The sequence below is a fragment of the Mesorhizobium sp. M3A.F.Ca.ET.175.01.1.1 genome (assembly GCF_004791945.1).
Classification (GTDB): Bacteria; Pseudomonadota; Alphaproteobacteria; order Rhizobiales; family Rhizobiaceae; genus Mesorhizobium.
Genome location: NZ_SRTP01000034.1, coordinates 1 through 2,832, shown reverse-complemented (window position 1 = coordinate 2,832; position 2,832 = coordinate 1). Strand labels below are relative to the sequence as shown.

Annotated in this window: 2 protein-coding genes and 2 pseudogenes; all 4 read right to left on the bottom strand. The window is 61.2% G+C overall.

Annotated features, from left to right (window positions below):
• Positions 1 to 206 (bottom strand): annotated as a pseudogene (locus EN818_RS30575) (protein GlxC); the annotation flags it as partial.
• A gap of 5 nt (positions 207 to 211) precedes the next feature.
• Entirely contained in the window at positions 212 to 1,108 is an 897-nt protein-coding gene (locus tag EN818_RS30570; protein ID WP_129553805.1) for a glutamine amidotransferase family protein, read from the bottom strand.
• 403 nt (positions 1,109 to 1,511) lie between these two features.
• Positions 1,512 to 2,225: an XRE family transcriptional regulator gene (locus tag EN818_RS30565; protein ID WP_095809615.1), complete on the bottom strand. Its 714-nt coding sequence runs from the start codon at positions 2,223 to 2,225 to the stop codon at positions 1,512 to 1,514.
• Positions 2,226 to 2,521: 296 nt separating this feature from the next.
• Positions 2,522 to 2,832, bottom strand: a pseudogene (locus EN818_RS30560) (succinate--CoA ligase subunit alpha); the annotation flags it as partial.

The window sequence follows — 2,832 nt, the reverse complement described above, 5'->3', positions numbered from 1 at the left end:
TCGACGGCGACCGGCTGGTCGACGCCGACGGCGACGGAATGGCTGCCTTTCGGGTTGAGCACCTCCCACGCGGTCTCGTTCGAGCCGGGGGTCAGTTGATGAAGCGCCTGGTTGAGCTCGCGCAGCGACCTTTTTGCGAGATCAAAGACACGCTCGGGAAAGTCCACCTCACGCGCCGGCGCGGTGGCCACATTCGAAATATTCATGATGCTCAATGCTCCCAGAAATAGACGGTTGCAGGTTCCGGTTCCCAGACTTTGGCGTTCTCGATCCCGGGCAGATTTGCGAGCGCCCGATATTCGGAGCCGAAGGCGACATACTGTTCGGTTTCGGCCATCACCGCCGGCTTGCAGGCGATCGGATCGCGCACCACGCCGAAGCCGTTCTTGGTGCCGACGACGAAGGTGTAGAAACCGTCGAGGTCGGACAGCGTGCCCTCCAGCGCCTCGCCGAGTTTCTTGCCATGCGCCATTCTGTTGGAGAGATAGGCGGCCGCCACCTCAGTGTCGTTCTCGGTCTCGAATTTCATGCCCTCGCGCACCAGCTCGCGGCGGACATTGTTGTGGTTGGACAGCGATCCATTGTGCACCAGGCACTGGTCGGCGCCGGTCGAGAACGGGTGGGCGCCCAGTGTGGTCACCGCCGATTCCGTCGCCATGCGGGTGTGGCCGATGCCGTGCGTGCCGGTCATCGAGCGCACGTCGAAGCGTTCCACCACGGCTTCCGGAAGGCCGACCTCCTTGTAGATCTCGATCGATTGGCCCGCCCCCATGACCCGCAAGCTGGGACGCAGTTCAAGCAGTGCGGCGCGCGCCTCCTCCGCTTTGGCCAGCGGCACGTCCAACACCGCATGCGTGGACTTGATGGTCGCCGATATCTTGGCGCCGATCTTGTTGCCGAGATCGGTAGCCAGTTCCGGAAAGTCGCGGGACGGCGACGGCGATTGGACTGTGATCTTGGCACGGTCCTTCTGGCCGCCTCCGTAGATAGCGATGCCGGCGCTGTCTGGCCCGCGGTCGGTCAGCAGGACCAGCATCTCCGACAGCATCGAGCCAAGCTTGGGCTCAAGTGCCTTGTCCTTCAAGAAAAGTCCGACAATTCCACACATCACATCACCTCGCGACGGTTGCAGCCTGATGCGAAAGACGTAGCAGCTTCACAGCAGGAACTCAACTGGTATGAATTTTTTTTTCCTGAAAAGAAAGGAGCGGCCGATTTCGCGGCGCAATGGCGCGCCAGCCGCCGGCCGCAGGCGCTGCAGCGGTGCTGTCGGGCTTGGAAAAGGGAGGAGTCGGACGGCAGCTCGGCAACGCGATCGGCCGAAATCTGAAGCCGCAACTCGCACTGCATGTCGCGCAAAACTGTGCAGCGGTTTTGCCAAAACGACATGCATAAAGACAAAGACCTAAAAGCGCGTGTCGCCTAGGCGGTCAGTCGGAGCAGGCCGATCCGGATCGGTCGTTCCAAATCACCCTCAGTGAAATGAGTCGGCACCAGAGAATCTGTCTTGTCTAGTCGCCGTTGCTCTGGCGGTAGGAAATGATGGACAGGTAGCGGATCGGCAGCTTTGTCAGTTCCTCCGGACCATGCGGGGCATCCGCGTCGAAGAACAGGCTATCGCCGGGAAGCATCCGATAAAGATTGCTCCCGTGGCGATAAACGACTTCGCCCTCCAGCATGTAGAGAAACTCCATCCCATCGTGCTGGAATGTCGGAAACACATCCGAGTCCTCGGTGAGCGTGATCAGGTACGGCTCGACCAGGACACCGGCGGTATTTGATGCAATATATCCAAGCAGATTGTACTGGTGTCCGGCGCGCGTTCCGCGGCGTTCTACATCCAAACCCTCGCCCGCTTTGACGAAGACGCCCTTGCGATCTTCCTCATAGCGCCGCAGGAATGCGGTCAGCGGCACACCAAGCGCGCGCGACAATGTCTGCAACGTTGTCAGCGACGGCGACGTGATTCCATTCTCGATCTTGGACAGCATACCCAGGGAGAGATTGGTCGTCGCCGCCAGATCAGCCACGGTTATTCCAAGCTTTTTCCGAAACGCACGCACCTCATGGCCGATCGCGACTTCGAGTACCTTTTCGCGCGTATCCTTTACGGCATGCGGATTCTGCTTAAGCGGGGAAACCCTGGCAAGAGAGCGGTCCGCCCTGCGTGTCTCAGCGTTCGCGCTTTCCTGCGCCGGCTTCCTTCTCGACTTCTTCGCCGCCATAGCTCCGCCTATTCGGTTCGCCACTGTTTTTACCCACAGTAAACAGAGGCTGAACCGGATGCAACCGGAAGGGGGCAGATGCGACGAATGTTACCGCATCAAGAATATCTGCGGGTCAGCAACATGAGTGCCGGTCGCGCCCGTGAACGGCAGGTCTCCTGCCGGCGCGAAGCGCAGGGCCATACACGCCGCTTCATTCATGATCTCTCACCATGCGCCATCACACGCAAAACCGCCGGACGGTTCCGGCGATTCGCGATGCTGGCGAGTTCAGGCGCCTTGGGCTGAAGGCGGGCTTAGGCCGCCTTCAGCCTCTGTTCCAGCACATTGGCGACGGTCGGACCGAAATCCGCCGGCGTGGGCACAATTGTGACCCCGGCACCGCGCAGGATCTCGACCTTTTCCTGCGCCGATTCGCCGAAGGCCGAGATGATCGCGCCGGCATGGCCCATGCGGCGGCCCTTCGGCGCGGACAAGCCCGCGATGTAGGCGATCAGCGGCTTGCGCATGTTGTCGCGCGCCCAGAGCGCGGCTTCGGCCTCCTGCGGGCCGCCGATCTCGCCGATCATCACCACGGCGTCGGTGTCCTCGTCCTGCTCGAACAGTT

Excerpts from the sequence above, each read along its gene's own strand:
- EN818_RS30565 (WP_095809615.1), bottom strand. The coding sequence starts at position 2,225 with ATGGCGGCGAAGAAGTCGAGAAGGAAGCCGGCGCAGGAAAGCGCGAAC.
- EN818_RS30570 (WP_129553805.1), bottom strand. The coding sequence starts at position 1,108 with ATGTGTGGAATTGTCGGACTTTTCTTGAAGGACAAGGCACTTGAGCCC.